The organism is Mesorhizobium sp. M0119 (assembly GCF_040322615.1).
Classification (GTDB): domain Bacteria; phylum Pseudomonadota; class Alphaproteobacteria; order Rhizobiales; family Rhizobiaceae; genus Mesorhizobium.
In genome coordinates this window covers 131,822-144,113 of record NZ_JAMYTU010000005.1, presented here as the reverse complement: position 1 = coordinate 144,113, position 12,292 = coordinate 131,822, and the positions used below count along the sequence as shown (strand labels likewise).

Genomic DNA, 12,292 nt, shown 5'->3' with positions numbered 1-12,292 from the left:
CGCAACTCCCGGTCGGTTAGATGTACCCTAATTCCCGAGCGATCCTATCTGCGGTCGCACCAAGCTTTGGGTCTGAAATCAACGTTTCGACGCTTTGATCGGAGGCTAGCTTCGCTTGGATCTTCCTATAGAGAACTGGGTCTAGCTTCCCCCCAACGGTCAGGGCGTTTCGCAATGCGATTTGACCAGACCCCCTCCCAAGATTGTATACAATAACACTCTGCTTTACTTGCTCTGCGATCAGCTCGTTGTCACTAACGACGCTTTGCGCTTTTAGCATCGCTGCAGTAATTGTTCCTGCCCGATAGTATTCTTCTAGATCCGACAGCGCCAATGGCAGAGGGTAGTTGATGTCATCTTGGCCCAATCGTTGAATCAGGCGACTTGCAACCATTTCCCTATTAGCTCGCATCTGAGTTTGCAGCAATTGAATCGAATTTCTCAACAAAACCTTCTCGTTGTAGACTGCCTTGGTGCCCGAAAGTGCAGAGGCAACGCCTGACAAAATGTTCTTGGTTGAGACAGGGGAGATCAGGCTCGACGTAGTGGTCAGGGCTATGTTGGTTGCCGCAGCTACGAGGTCGGACGATTGTTCGTTCGTGGTAAGCGACGTCTCGTATTTCGTGTAGGCAAGGTCGATCGCATACATTCTAGTTAGGATGTAGTCGTTTCGATAAATTCGACGTTCCCCACTCGCTAGGCTAAGATACCTATGAAAATCAGGCGCGCCAATTTGCGCCCTAATGGTCGAGACCTCTGCGTTGTAACTGTAAAGTCTGTCTGGCCCTTCGGAGAGTGACGTACATGATGCAAGCGCAACGCAAGACAAAAGCAATGCCGATATTGAATCCGCCAAAACAAGAGAATCCTTGGCAGCCAGAACCCGGATCGCCCCAAGGAGAACTTTCGGTAGCATAAAGAATGCGCTCCCCTATAAGACGCTGCGCCGCGGCCTACCGTGCCCTTTTGGGTCGGTTTCGTTTCCTGCTCGCGGTCCCGACAGAAGGTACGTCAAGCGACCTCCAAGCGCTTCTTGGGCGACCGGAGAAATGGAGGCTGAGTTCCAAGCCGAACCAGCAAGGAATGCCCAATCCCCAGTATCTTCCGCACGCTCGCCAGCGCCGCCTCGTTCACTTCGATATAGGCGACGATGTACCATTCGCCGTTTTCTTCCCTGGCCATGCCCATCGGCTCGGCACGCCACTTCAGCGCGCCATGGTGGGGCATGAAGTAGGTTTCCTGGATGCCGCCGACGGCGCTGAGGCCTTCGTCGAGAGCGTATTCCATCACCGCGCAGCACAGCTGCGTCAGCGTGCCCCTCAGTCCGGCAGTTCGTTTGTCGGGAACGACGAATGTGCGGGTCCATTCGGCCCAGTCGGGGCGCCTCGGGACGCCCGATCTTTCGCACATGTGAGAAAAAACCTCCGAGACCATATGCGGCTCGCTCGTTGGGATCAATCGAGCCGAGGTCACCACGCGACCATCTTCAATACCAAGCAGGTAAGTCGCCGCGTCGGTATCGAATTGGTCCAGCTCGCGACCGTCCGGGCTCGGAGGGCGCCAATGTTTCTGGTGCACGAAGAAGTCGTGCCGGCGGCGCAGAAACTCGTCGAATTCATTTTCGTAGAGATGCTTGTTATGCGCGTTGACTACGTGGGCCGTTATCATGGCGCGATCCCCCGATCGTTCTCGCAGGGATACTCGCAGTCGCGCTAATATACGTCACCTGTCCGATGGGACAGTTGACGCATTTAGGGATGGATCAGACGCCGGCGCACCGCCTCGACGACCGCTTGCGTGGTCGTTGCGACGCCAAAAGCCTCGCGAGCGCGCGTTGAGTGCCATTTGACCGTACGCTCGGTAAGGCCGAGGATCTGCGAGGTTTCCGATGAGGTCTTGCCGGCCGCGGCCCACAAGAGCACTTCTTTTTCGCGGTCGGTCAGCAGGCCTTCATCATCGTCATTGTCATTCGACAACGCCTGGATCGACATGCCGGCGTAGACCGCCATGGTCACCAGTTGCACCTGATGGCGCGGCGACAGGGTGCAGGACTTCATGGAAGACGCAAACGACAGCACGGATTGCCAATGATGAACGCTGAGCATCGGCACGGCGAAGCCGCTCCAGATGCCAAACTCCGTCGCCTCGCCGGCGACGCGTCGTGAGCCCTCCGTATCCGACCACTTTGCCGGGACTTCGGACCAGAGGAATGGCTTCAAAGTCTTTGCCGAATAGATGCAAACACCATCAGCCGCGGCATGCTCGGCCTCGACATAGCGGTCGAACCAGCCGGCCGGCCAGCCATTCAGTTCAACCATGGGTGCAAGCTTCTGGCCACCGAGCGGCACCCCGCTCAGGATCAGGTGCTCGAAGCCGAGATTTCGCACGGTTTCGAGCAGGTCGCCCAGCAGCGGCCCGGTAGCTGTGTGCTTCCTGCAGCGTTCGACAAAGTCGAACACGTCTGAATCGATCATGACAGAGACCCCCCGTCTCCACGCCCGAAAACAAAGCTTACCTTAAATTAGTGACTTCGAATATCCCAATAAGTGCGTCCGCGACGCAGGACGCCTGAACCAAAATCAGCTAAATCAGCCAGACTTGATCAGCGAAGCAGGCCCCCAAGCATGACGCGAGCACTGCCAAAACGAAACGAGCCGTTCCGGGCCGGCGAAACCGCGCTGCTGCTGGTCGACATGCAGCGCGTCTGGCTGGAACCCGGGGCCGATCCGGCGCATCCGGAGCGCGGTCCCGACCACTATTTCTACCGGCAGACGGCGTCGCAAACGATCCCCAACCAGGAGCGCCTGCTGGCGGCGGCGCGGACCAACGGCGTCGAGGTGGTCCACACCATCATCCAAAGCCTGACCGAGGACGGCCGCGACCGCTCGCTCGACCACAAGCTGACGCCGATCCACATCGCGCCGAGCCGGCCCGAGGGCCTGCCGGTGCCGTCGCTGGCGCCGGTCGGCGACGAGATCATGCTGCCGAAGACATCGTCGGGCGTCTTCAACTCGACCAACATCGATTATGTCCTGAAAAACCTCGGCGTGCGTTACCTCATCGTCGCCGGCATCATGACCGACCAGTGCGTCGACATGGCGGTGCGCGATGCCGCCGATCGCGGCTATCTCGTCACCTGCGTATCGGATGCCTGCGCCGCGGCCACGCGGGAGCGCCATGACGGCGCGCTCGAGGCTTTCGGCGGCTATTGCTGGGTCGCAGATACCGCCATCGTTACTGCCCGTTTCGAAGCCTTGGGAAAAGCTGCATGACCGTCGAACCGCTGGTTGCCGTCGTCACCACCGATCTTTCGGCGATCACGCGCGGCCGCTCCGTCGTCGAAAGCAGGCTGCAGAAGATCGCCGCGACCGGCGTCGGCTGGCTGCAGGCCAATCTGTCGCTGACGCCGTTCAACTCGATCGTCGATCCCAATCCCTGGGGTTCGTCCGGCGATGTGCGGCTCGTTCCCGATCTCAACGCGCGGTTCCGCACGGCGCTGACCGGATCGGCGACGCCCTTCGACATGGTCGCCGCCAACATCGTCGAACTCGACGGCAGCCCGTGGGTCGGCTGCACGCGGACCATGCTCAAGGATGCGCTTACTGAGTTGAAGGCGGCGGCCGGACTTTCCGTCATCGCGGCGTTCGAGCATGAATTCCATATCGAGGGCGACTTCGGGCCGGCTCATTCGATGTCGTTGGCAGCACTGCGCCGCGCCGACCCGTTTGCCGCCAATCTGATGACGGCCCTGGCGGAAGCCGGCGTCGCGCCCGAAGTGGTGATCGCCGAATTCGGCACCGACCAGTTCGAGGTGACGTGCGAGCCGGCCGATGCGCTTGCCGCGGCCGATCGCGCCGTCGCCATCCGCGAGATCACGCGCGAAATCGCGCGATGCGCCGGCTGGCGGGCGAGCTTCGCGCCGAAGATCGCGCCGGATGCCGTCGGCAACGGCGTCCATATCCATTTCAGTTTCGTCGACGACGCCGGCCAGCCGGCGACCTACGATCCGGCCCAGCCCGGCGGCCTTTCCAGCCAGGCTGCTTCCTTCTGCGCCGGCGTGCTGCGCCACCTGCCCGCGATTACCGCCATGACGGCGGCGAGTGTGTCGTCCTACTACCGGCTGAAGCCGCATAGGTGGAGCTCGTCCTACACCTGGCTTGCCGATCGCGACCGCGAGGCGAGCCTGCGCATCTGCCCGACGGTGACGATCGGCGGGCGCGATCCGGCGCGGCAGTACAATATCGAATACCGGGCAGCCGACGCCACCGGCAATCCCTATTTGTCGCTGGCGGCGATCGTGCGCGCCGGGCTGGAAGGGCTGAAGGCCAAGCTGCCGGCGCCGCCGCTTGTCTCGGGCGACCCGACGCTGATGAGCGTTGCCGAGCGCAAGAAGCTTGGCCTCGTGCGGCTGCCGGAAACGCTGCCGGCGGCACTCGACGCGCTCGTCGCCGACAAGACCGTGACAGGATGGTTCGCGCCGGTGTTCGTCGAGACTTTTGTCGGCCTTAAGCGGCATGAGACCGAGCGCCTCGCCGGTCTGGACCCAGTGGCTGTCTGCGACCTCTACCGGACGCTGTATTGATGGCTGAGCCGCTTGCCAACGCCATCCTACCTCAGGGTTGGCCACCCGCGGTCGACGCAATCAACGAAACGGGGCGTTCCGATATCGTTCTGATATGCGAGCACGCGTCCAATCACATCCCGGCCGAATATGCACGGCTCGGTCTAGACGGCAGCCATTTGCAGCGCCACATCGCCTGGGATATCGGCGCCGCCGAAGTGACCCGCGCTCTGTCGAAGCTGCTCGATGCTCCGGCCTTCCTCAGCTCCTATTCGCGGCTTTTGATCGATCTAAACCGGCCGCTGGGTTCCAGCGGCAGCATTCCGGTGGTGTCGGAGGACACCGGCATTCCTGGCAATGTCGGCCTCGATCCGGAGGAGCGAAGCCGGCGTGCCGAAATCATGTTCACGCCGTTTCATGACCGCGTGGCCGCCCATCTCGACGACCGGGCGAAGCAGGGCAGACCGACGCGGATCGCGACGATCCACTCCTTCACGCCGGTCTTCCTCGGTGTCGGCAGGCCCTGGCATGCCGGCGTGCTTTACGATCGGGCAATCGATTTCGGCCAGGCAGTGCTTGCCGGCCTGCGTGCCGACAGTGCGGTCAACGCCGCGGCAAACGAGCCCTACGTGATCAGCCGCGACGGCGACTACGCCATACCGGTCCATGGCGACGATCGCGGCATTGCCGCGGTCCTCATCGAAATCCGGCAGGACCTGCTGGCGAGCCGCTCCGGCATCGAGGGATGGGCGAACCGCCTGGCGGCCGCGCTGCCGGCGCAGACAAAGGCTTTGTGAACAAGCTCGGCTCAGTAGCGCAACGCGAGAGCCGAGCCGTCGGCGAAAAGCCTCCACCGTCCTCAGGAGAAGATTTGCGACAGTTCTTCGACGCTGGTGCCTTCCTTGACCTGACGCAGCTCGACATAGCTGACCGCCGTGGCGATCGACGTCACAATGGATACGATCGCTGTCACCAAGGCGCCAAGAAATATGCCAGTGGTTATGCCAAAGACCATGATCGCACGGCTAAGCACGGCCTGGATCAGCACCACAGCTATGAACAGAACAATCCAGAATCCGAACAGAGCCCAGCGGCTTCCTTTGGTAAGTTCCCGGCTGCGTTTCATGCTGCCGAAGACCCCCAGTCTTTCCTGAACCAAAACAGGCACCGCGACAGACCAACGAAGCCACAATATGATGCCAGGAACGAGCAGAAGCATCGCGCCGGCGGCGGCGCCGAGGCTCACCAGCAGCGCGATGCCTATCACCGGCAGCAGGAGGGAGATTGCCGTCTTGAGGCAATCGCCAATCAATGTTCGCTTGCCGTTCAGATCCTCGATCGCCGCACGCACCAGCGCCGCCTGCAGGATTGCCGACAGTGTCATCGAAACCAACACGGCAACGATCGTGGCAATGATTCGTTGGGCTGAGAACTCCGGAACGCCAGCCTCGACGTTGGTCGCCCATTTCCAAATCCAAAGCTGGTAAAGGAGCGTAGGCAAGCCTGAGAACAGCATTGCCAATCCGAGGCAAAGCACTGGATTGCGGCTGATGACAGCGAAGCTGTCGTTGAAAACCCTGCCGATGCGAAATTTGTTCGGCCGTTCCAGTGTCACTGACGTCATGATGCTTCCCCTGCCTCACCGCCGCATGGCTGGCGGCCCCGGCTGTAAATCTGCCAAGATTGACGGTCGCCGTCCAGCCCACTTGCAATTGTTCCGCTGCATTGTCAGTGTCGGCTGGGAACCACAGGTTGCAGGGGAGCGGGTGGCGTTGGCACAGCCAGGCACAGCGGAAGCCGAACGGCTGACCAATCTGCACAAGCAGCTGATCGCCGATGAGTCGGTCCAGTTCGACCTGCCGGACTATGTGCCGCCGAAGCCGCCCGAGTGGTTGAAGCCGCTGCAGGATTTTTTGTCGTGGCTCGGCCCCTACATGATCTATCTGTTCTGGGGGGCAGTGATATCGGGCGTCGCAATCATCCTGCTTTTGGTCTTCCTCGAGGTGAAAGGCATCGCCTGGCGGCTGCCATGGCAGCGCGCTCGGCCCGAAGTCGAAGACGAAGAAACCTGGCGCCCAGACGCCGGCGCCGCGCAGATCCTGCTGTCGCAAGCGGATGCGCTGGCCGCACGCGGCGACTATGACGAGGCGGTTCACCTTTTGCTTCGGCGCAGCGTCGCCGATATTGCCGGCCGGCTGCCGGACTTTCTGCGCCCGTCGCTCACCGCGCGCGACATCGCCAATGCCCCTTCCCTGCCGGGAAGGGCACGCCATGCGTTTACCGAGATCGCCCGCATTGTCGAGGCGGCGCTGTTCGCGCGCCGGCCGGTCGGCGCGGAAGGCTGGCGGCAAGCACGCGGCGCCTATGAACGTTTCGCGTTCCGGGATGCCTGGACGTGAGCGCACCGGCGGTCGAGGCGCAGGAGCCGTTCAATCGAAAGACACTGTTTTGGGGAATTTTCGCCAGCCTGCTTGCGGCAGCCGGTTTCTTTCTGCTGTCCACCTATGCTCCCGACTTCCGGCAGCCCGGCAATGGTGGCGCCACGCCGCTGTCGAAAAGCGGCGTCGGCTACGCCGGCCTGGCGGAATGGCTGCGGCTCACCGGCGAGACGCCGGCCATGGCGCGGACCGAGGACGATCTCGGCACCGACATGCTGCTGATCGTCACCATTTCGCCCGATAGCGATCCGGGAGCGCTCGACCACATCCTCAACCTTCGCCGGGACCAGAACACGCTCTTCGTGCTGCCCAAATGGCAGATCCTGCCGCTGCAGGAGCATGAAGGCTGGAACATGAAATTCGGGCGATTGCCCGATTCGGTGGTGAACGAATGGCTTGGCCGCATTGCCGATGCAAAGATCGGTGTCGGCCAGAGCACGGCAAAGCAACTCGACATCGAAGGCAACATGGTTGCCGCACCCGAAGAATTGCAGTGGGTGGCCGACAAGTACCCTCTCATTGCAGCCGGCAATGACAAGGCTGTGCTTACCGAGCTAGACGACAAGCCGTTCTATATCCTGACTGACCCCGACCTGATCAACAACGCCGCCCTCAAGGATCCCGAAAAGGCAGCAGCCGCGCTCGCGCTGATCGCCTTGCTCCAGCCGGACGACGGGCCGGTCATGTTCGATCTGACGCTGCACGGCGCGGGGCGAAAGTATGATCTGGCCAAGCTTCTGGTCGAGCCGCCGTTTCTGGCGCTGACACTGACGATCCTGGTCGCCGCGGCGCTGGCGTTCCTGCATGGCCTTGGCCGGTTCGGCCCGCCGCGTGCCGACCAGCGCGCGATTGCCTTCGGCAAGCGTGCGCTGGTCGATACCACGGCGATGCTCATGCGGCGTGCCGGCCGGCTGGACGAGCTGGGAGGCCGCTATGCGGCCTTGATGCGGGTGCGCGCCGGCGCGCTGCTCGGGGCACCGCAAGGGTTGCAAGGCAAAGCGCTCGACCACTGGCTCGACTCTCGCGATAAGGAGCAAGCTGGCGGATTCACGACGCGTTCGCAAGCCGCCGGCGAGGCGAAGAACCTGACGCAGATGCAACAGGCAGCAGAGCGGCTGCACGACTGGACGGCAAGGAGGCTCGGTGAACGTCGATGATGTGAAGGCCCTGGCGACACGAATCAGGGAAGAAGTGGCCAAGGCGATCACCGGGCAGCACGATACGGTCGACCTGATGCTGACCGCCTTGTTTGCAGGCGGGCATATCCTGCTCGAAGGTCCTCCCGGCACCGCCAAGACGATGACCGCACGCTGCTTCGCCCAGGCGCTTGGGATCGCCTACGGGCGCATCCAGTTCACGCCGGACCTGATGCCGGGCGATATCGTCGGCTCGAACATCTATAATTTCCAGACCGGGCAGTTCACGCTGACGCGAGGCCCGATCTTCTGCGATCTCCTGCTTGCCGACGAAATCAACCGCACGCCGCCCAAGACGCAAGCCGCATTGCTCGAGGCGATGCAGGAACATGCGGTCACGTTCGACGGCACCACGCATTCGCTCGGCCGCAATTTCATGGTCGTCGCGACCCAGAATCCGATCGAGCACCAAGGTGTTTATCCGCTGCCGGAGGCGCAGCTCGACCGCTTCCTGTTCAAGCACCGCGTCAGCTATCCCGGCCCCGAGGAAGAACGAGCCATCATCGTCCATCACGGCGGCGGCTCCGCCTCGCACGACATCGCGCAATATGGCATCGAGGCACAGACGGACCGCGAGACGCTGCAGGAGGCACTCGCAACCGTCGGCTCCGTCACCCTCGTCGACGATGTCGTCGGCTACATAGCGGCGCTGGTTCGGGCTACGCGCGAAAATGCCGATCTGGAAGTGGGGGCCAGCCCGCGCGCGGGCGCCATGCTGGCGCGAGCGGCGCGTGCCCGGGCGGCGCTAGACGGACGCGCCTATGTGATCCCCGACGACGTCAAGGCGCTGGCAGTGCCGGCGCTGCGCCATCGCGTCATCCTTTCGCCTGCGGCACAGATCGATGGCCGGCTGGTCGAGCAGATCGTCTCCGACCTGGTCGACCAGACGGAAGCACCACGTTGATCTATCCCAGCGGCCGAGCGGTATGGGCAGCTGCGGCCGGCGCGGTCCCGGCCTTCCTGGTCGCGCTGGCATTGCCGTCGTTCTGGTATCTGGGATTGCTGTGGAGTTGCCTGCTGCTTGCCTTCCTGGCGGTGGATGCCGCGGCCGGACGCGGACGGGCATCGCTGAGTGCCAGCATCGATGCGCCGCAGCAGGTCGGTGTTGGTGGGGAATTCGGCGTGCAAATCACCGCCCGTCACTCGGGGCCGCGCGCCGCGGAGGCTCGCGTCGGCCACGATGGGCGTCTGGCGCCGGTGGACAGCAGCGGCGGCGCCTTGCTGCCAACCGCCGGAGGCGGGTCGCTCTTCCTCCGCTTCCAGGCGCTGCGGCGCGGCGTCGCCAGCTTCGACCGTCTCTGGGTGCGCTGGCGCGGGCCATTCGGGCTGGTCTGGAACCAGGTCGTCCTGCCGGTGGAAAGCAAGGTTGCGGTGCTGCCCGACGTCAGCAGCGCTCGCGGCGAGGCGATCACGCTGCTGCAACATGCGGCGCTTGCCGAAGGCCATGCGCAGCGCCGCGCCGGTCAAGGCCGCGAGTTCGACGCGCTCAAGGATTACCAGCCGGGCATGGGCCGGCGGATGATCGACTGGAAGCGCAGCGCCCGCCACGGCAAGCTGTTGGCGCGCGAGTTCCGCATCGAGGAGAACAACAACATCGCGCTGGCCATCGACAGCGGACGCCTGATGTGCGAACCGGTTGACGGTGTGCCGAAGGTGGACCGGGCGGTGACGGCCGCCTTGCTGTCGGCATTCATCGCGCTGAAGGGCGGTGACATGGTCAGCTTGTTCGGCTTCGATGCAAGGCCGCGCGTTTCGAGCGGCGCGGTGCGCGGCCCCGCCAGCTTTGCGATGATCCAGAAACGAGCCGCCGAGATCGACTACTCCAGCGAGGAGACCAATTTCACGCTGGCATTGACGACGCTGGCGGCGCGGCTCGACCGCCGCTCGCTGGTCATCATCTTCACCGATTTCGTCGATCCGATCAGTGCGGAATTGATGCTGCGCACCGTGGGCCGGCTCACCGAACGGCATCTCGTGCTGTTCATGATGATGAAGGACACCGAACTGGAGGGCCTGGCCGACCTGCCGCCACGCTCCGGCGAGGATGTTGCCCGCGCGGTCGTCGCCGGAGGTCTCTTGCGCGAAAGGCAGGTCGTCATCGGCCGGCTGCGCCTGCTCGGGGCGCATGTGATCGAAGCCGACCACAACCGGCTCGGTCCGGCGCTGGTCGAGCGCTATCTGCAGTTCAAGCAGGAGGATTTGCTGTGACGGCGCCGGTACGCGGCAATGCGGTGCGCGGCGACGGGGTACGCCAGTCGTTGGCCAGCTTCCGCCGCGAGCGCGAGGCCGACTGGAAGACATTCGAGGCGCTGCTGGCGCGTGTCGAGAAGCGTGCGCCGCGGACGCTTTCCGAAGAGGAGCTGCTGTCGCTGCCGCTGCTCTATCGATCGGCGCTGTCTTCCCTTTCCGTGGCACGGGCGACCTCGCTCGACAACGCGCTGGTCGCCTATCTCGAAGCCCTGTCGCTGCGCGGTTATTTCTATCTCTATGGCGCACGCCGCGGGCTGCGGCAGCGCCTCGCCGATTTCTTCCTGCATGACTGGCCCGAAGCCATTCGCGACCTGTGGCGCGAGACATTGGTTTCGGTTGCGCTGATGGTGATCGGCATTGGTGCAGGCGCCTGGCTGGTGGCATCCGACAAGAGCTGGTTCGACGCGATCATCCCGCCCGGCCTGGCAGGAGGCCGCGGCCCCGACACCTCGGCCGAACTGCTGCGAGGCATGCTTTATGATGGCGACAATGGCTTTCTCTCGGGCTTTGCCGCCTATCTGTTCACGCACAACGTCCAGGTCGCAATCCTGGCCTTCGCCCTTGGCTTCGCCTTCGCGGTGCCGACGGTGCTGCTGATGCTGTACAACGGCTGCATGATCGGGGCGTTGTTCCAAGTCTATTGGTCCAAGGGGCTTGGCATGGAGCTCGGCGGCTGGCTGGCCATCCACGGCACCACCGAATTGTTCGCAATCTCTTTGGCCGGCGCGGCGGGCATGCGCATCGGCACCAGCATCGCCTTTCCCGGCGAATTGACACGCATGGCGGCAGCGGCTCGCGCCGGACGCATCGCCGCGAACGCCATGGTCGGGGTCTCGGTCATGCTGCTGTTTGCCGGGCTGCTCGAGGGCATTGGCAGGCAGACCATCACCAGCGACGTCACGCGCTACGGCATTGGCGGTGGCATGCTGGTGCTGTGGATCGGTTATTTCTACCTGTTCCGGGCGGTGCGGCATGGCGATCGTTAAACGCGCCGCCTTCGCGGCTATACGGCCGCTGATCACGCCCGAAGGCGTCGATCTCCGGATAAAGTTGGCCGACGCCGGCACGCGGGCCTCCGCCTTCCTGCTCGACATCGTGTTCATCGCCGTGGCTGCAATCGTGATCACGATCGTCGCGCTATTCGGGGTGGGAGGCCTTGGCAGCGAGGGATTTCAGCCGCTCTTCGTCGTCTGGATCATCCTGATCTTCTTTCTGCGCAACGCCTACTTCATCGTCTTCGAAGCGGGCCGGCGCGCGGCTACGCCCGGCAAGCGGATCGTCGGCATCCGGGTCGCGTCGCGCAGCGGAGACGGCCTGTCGATCGACCAGGTGATCGCCCGCAACCTGATGCGCGAGATCGAGGTGTTCCTGCCGCTGTCGATCATCGTTGGACGCAGCGGGACCGACCTTGCCGACACGCTGACGACGGTGTTCGGACTGGTGTGGACGCTGCTGTTTGCCTTGTTCCCGCTGTTCAATCGAGACCGCATGCGGATCGGCGACCTGTTGGCGGGAACCTGGGTGGTCGAGGCGCCGAAGCGCGCCTTGCTTGAAGACCTGTCGGCACGGCAGGATCCGGCGGCCGGCGCCTTCCGGTTCAGCCACGACCAACTCGATGCCTACGGGATTGCCGAACTCCACAAGCTGGAGGAGGTGCTGCGCCGCGACGACTATTTCGCCCTGCGGACGGTTGCCGAAACGATCGCACGCAAGATCGGCGCAGCACCCCAAGCCCATGACGCACGCGCATTCCTGACGGCTTACTACGGCGAGCTACGGGCGCATCTCGAACGCAAGCTGCTGCTGGGCAACCGCAGGGCCGACAAGCATGCGCGGTAACAACGCTC

Annotated in this window: 13 protein-coding genes; 9 read left to right on the top strand and 4 right to left on the bottom strand. The window is 63.4% G+C overall.

The window, feature by feature from the left end; translation table 11 throughout:
• Nucleotides 1–16: 16 nt before the first annotated feature.
• The 3 genes from NKJ40_RS07160 to NKJ40_RS07150 form a co-directional block, all read right to left on the bottom strand.
• The gene (locus NKJ40_RS07160; RefSeq protein WP_352465490.1) at nucleotides 17–649 is read right to left on the bottom strand and encodes a hypothetical protein; all 633 of its coding nucleotides are present in this window, start codon (nucleotides 647–649) and stop codon (nucleotides 17–19) included.
• Between the two features lie 362 nt (nucleotides 650–1,011).
• Entirely contained in the window at nucleotides 1,012–1,668 is a 657-nt protein-coding gene (locus NKJ40_RS07155) for an acyl-homoserine-lactone synthase (RefSeq protein WP_352465489.1), read from the bottom strand.
• Nucleotides 1,669–1,751: 83 nt separating this feature from the next.
• The gene (locus NKJ40_RS07150; protein WP_352465488.1) at nucleotides 1,752–2,474 is read right to left on the bottom strand and encodes a helix-turn-helix transcriptional regulator; all 723 of its coding nucleotides are present in this window, start codon (nucleotides 2,472–2,474) and stop codon (nucleotides 1,752–1,754) included.
• A 150-nt stretch (nucleotides 2,475–2,624) separates the two neighbouring features.
• Between NKJ40_RS07150 and NKJ40_RS07145 the strand changes: the two genes are divergently transcribed.
• From NKJ40_RS07145 to NKJ40_RS07135, 3 genes are read left to right on the top strand one after another with little or no spacing between them, the layout of a single operon-like run.
• A complete protein-coding gene (locus tag NKJ40_RS07145; RefSeq protein ID WP_352465487.1) occupies nucleotides 2,625–3,272 on the top strand; it encodes a cysteine hydrolase family protein in 648 nt (215 codons plus the stop codon).
• Complete coding sequence (locus tag NKJ40_RS07140) at nucleotides 3,269–4,582, top strand: type I glutamate--ammonia ligase (protein ID WP_352465486.1); 1,314 nt, start codon at nucleotides 3,269–3,271, stop codon at nucleotides 4,580–4,582. Before NKJ40_RS07145 ends, NKJ40_RS07140 begins: the two co-directional genes overlap by 4 nt.
• Entirely contained in the window at nucleotides 4,582–5,358 is a 777-nt protein-coding gene (locus tag NKJ40_RS07135) for an N-formylglutamate amidohydrolase (protein ID WP_352465485.1), read from the top strand. Before NKJ40_RS07140 ends, NKJ40_RS07135 begins: the two co-directional genes overlap by 1 nt.
• Before the next feature lie 62 nt (nucleotides 5,359–5,420).
• Here NKJ40_RS07135 and NKJ40_RS07130 read toward each other — a convergent pair whose 3' ends face one another.
• Nucleotides 5,421–6,185: a hypothetical protein gene (locus tag NKJ40_RS07130; RefSeq protein WP_352465484.1), complete on the bottom strand. Its 765-nt coding sequence runs from the start codon at nucleotides 6,183–6,185 to the stop codon at nucleotides 5,421–5,423.
• Nucleotides 6,186–6,327: 142 nt separating this feature from the next.
• Between NKJ40_RS07130 and NKJ40_RS07125 the strand changes: the two genes are divergently transcribed.
• The 6 genes from NKJ40_RS07125 to NKJ40_RS07100 are packed head-to-tail and all read left to right on the top strand — an operon-like array spanning nucleotide 6,328 to nucleotide 12,284.
• Complete coding sequence (locus NKJ40_RS07125) at nucleotides 6,328–6,960, top strand: DUF4129 domain-containing protein (RefSeq protein ID WP_352465483.1); 633 nt, start codon at nucleotides 6,328–6,330, stop codon at nucleotides 6,958–6,960.
• Nucleotides 6,957–8,156, top strand: a complete 1,200-nt coding sequence (locus NKJ40_RS07120) for a DUF4350 domain-containing protein (protein WP_352465482.1) — start codon at nucleotides 6,957–6,959, stop codon at nucleotides 8,154–8,156. Before NKJ40_RS07125 ends, NKJ40_RS07120 begins: the two co-directional genes overlap by 4 nt.
• Nucleotides 8,143–9,099, top strand: coding sequence for an AAA family ATPase (locus NKJ40_RS07115; RefSeq protein ID WP_292661489.1), 957 nt, complete (start codon nucleotides 8,143–8,145; stop codon nucleotides 9,097–9,099). The genes NKJ40_RS07120 and NKJ40_RS07115 overlap by 14 nt, the downstream gene beginning before the upstream one ends.
• Nucleotides 9,096–10,403, top strand: coding sequence for a DUF58 domain-containing protein (locus tag NKJ40_RS07110; protein ID WP_352465481.1), 1,308 nt, complete (start codon nucleotides 9,096–9,098; stop codon nucleotides 10,401–10,403). Before NKJ40_RS07115 ends, NKJ40_RS07110 begins: the two co-directional genes overlap by 4 nt.
• Nucleotides 10,400–11,431: a stage II sporulation protein M gene (locus NKJ40_RS07105; protein WP_352465480.1), complete on the top strand. Its 1,032-nt coding sequence runs from the start codon at nucleotides 10,400–10,402 to the stop codon at nucleotides 11,429–11,431. The genes NKJ40_RS07110 and NKJ40_RS07105 overlap by 4 nt, the downstream gene beginning before the upstream one ends.
• A complete protein-coding gene (locus tag NKJ40_RS07100; protein WP_352465479.1) occupies nucleotides 11,418–12,284 on the top strand; it encodes an RDD family protein in 867 nt (288 codons plus the stop codon). Before NKJ40_RS07105 ends, NKJ40_RS07100 begins: the two co-directional genes overlap by 14 nt.
• Nucleotides 12,285–12,292: the final 8 nt, after the last annotated feature.